Genomic DNA, 2,096 nt, shown 5'->3' with positions numbered 1-2,096 from the left:
CAAAACAGGCACCTGGAAACCCGCAGCATGCTGGCATAACTGTGGTGGCCGCTGCTTGAACAAGGCGTTGGTGGTAGATGGCGTAGTAGAACGTCAAAAGACGGATGATACTCACAGTGACACCCCTGATAATCCTCAACAACGGGGATGTCTGCGCGGCCGCTCCCAGCGTAAACAAGTCTTTGGTGCCGACCGTATCCGTTATCCCATGAAGCGTAAAAACTGGGCCCCTGGCGGCGGTGATAAATCGCTCCGTGGGCGTGATCAATGGGTACGCATCAGTTGGGACGAAGCGCTGGACATTGTGGCCAGCGAAACCAAGCGTATCAAAGAAAAGTATGGCAATGAGTCAATCTGGCTCACCGGCTCTAACGGCACGCATTACCTTAATATGTACGCTAACTACGGCGGTTATACCTCAGACTGGGGAACGACGTCCTGGGGAGCATGGAAAGACACACCGGAATATATCGGCGTTCATGATGGGTGGGTCCGTTTCGGCACCAACGATCGTCTGGACTTACGCAAATCTCAGCTTATCGTCCTGTGGGGAGCCAACCCCGCCTGGAGTAGCCCGGGCAGCCCGACCTATCACTATCTGCAAGCGAAAAAGGCCGGTGCGCGCTTTATCTGTATTGATCCGAGCTACCATGCAACCTGTGAGCTGCTCGATGCCGATTGGGTTCCGGTCAACCCTGGCACAGACCATGCGCTTGCACTAGGCATTATGTATGCCCTACTGGAAGAGGACGATCCGCAAAACAACCCGCTGATAGATTGGGATTTCCTGAACCGTTGCTGTGTTGGCTTCGACAGGGAGCACATGCCTGCAAGCGCTAATCCCGATGATAATTTCAAAGATTATCTGTTGGGCACCTTTACCCACGAGCCCAAGAATCCTGAGTGGGCCGCCGAAATCTGTGGTGTTGCGCCAGACACTATCCGTAGCCTGGCAAGACAAATCGGTGGCACTCGCCGCGTCGCCCTGCTCACTGGGTGGGCACCAGCCCGTATTCACAATGGTGAAGGATGGGTTCATGCGTTTTCAACGCTCGGTTTTATGACCGGGCATATGGGCCGTTCTGGCCGAATGACTGGCGTATGCTGCCATTACACGGCTGGCAACGGCGGTACACGTTTGGTTAACGGCGGCGGTACAGGGCTCCCCAACTTCCCAAACCCGATCAGCAGCACCATTAATCACAACGAGATCAACAGGGCATTAACGGAAGGCAAATTTCGTCAGCGCGGTAAGGGCGAGAAACAGGTGGATATCCAGATGATGTTCCACACCTTCAATGCCACGATGCAAACGCGAGCCAATATTACGCAAGGCATCGCTGCACTAAGGGAGAAGGTTGAGTTCATCGTCTCTCCCACTTATGTGTTGCACACCAGCGCCAAGTATTCTGATGTGGTCTTGCCGGTCACGACCGAATGGGAACGGGAAGGCACCATTTTAAACCCCAGCAACCGCGACGTGCTGATTGTGGCAGTGAATATTGTTAAACCGCTTTATGAAGCGAAAAGCGATCAATGGATTGCAAAAGAGATCGGCAAACGTCTGGGCGTTGATGTTGATAAAATCTTCCCGATTTCTGAAAAGCAGCAGTTTTTCAATACGCTGCAAGGGGCTAACGTCATTGATGAAGACGGTAAGACCAAGGTTCCTTTGTTAACCATCACTGAGCAGGATCTGGCAGCATGGGGCGTTAAGGGGAAAACGCAGCAGGGCAAAACCTCGCTGAATGCATTCCTGACCCGTGGCACCTATCAGGTAGAGCGCACCGAAGGGGATAATTACGGCTATATCGCCTATAAAGATTTTGTCCAGGCCCCAGAGAAGAATCCACGCGACACGGATAGCGGGAAGTTTGAAATTTATTGCGAGAAACTCAAACGAATCAGCCATGAGTACGGCTGGAATGAAGTACCTCCTATTCCTGCCTATACCGCCAAGCCCAAAGGGTATGAAGAAAGCTTCTCAGATTGGAACGCTAAAGTGAAAGGCGAGTATCCCTTCCAGGTTTACAATCCGCACTATTTAAGACGTTCACACAGTACGTTGGATAACGTGCCCTGGCTTAGAGAAGCCT

At 52.3% G+C, this 2,096-nt stretch carries 1 protein-coding gene; it reads left to right on the top strand.

Translation table 11 applies throughout. From position 1 onward, the window contains the following. Positions 1 to 55: 55 nt before the first annotated feature. The coding region (locus tag J5224_RS25575) for a molybdopterin-dependent oxidoreductase (protein ID WP_264628009.1) at positions 56 to 2,096 on the top strand (2,041 nt) is incomplete at its 3' end.

Source organism: Candidatus Symbiopectobacterium sp. NZEC135, assembly GCF_025962695.1.
The sequence above is the reverse complement of the archived record's forward strand: the minus strand, read 5'-3'. Positions and strand labels throughout refer to the sequence as shown.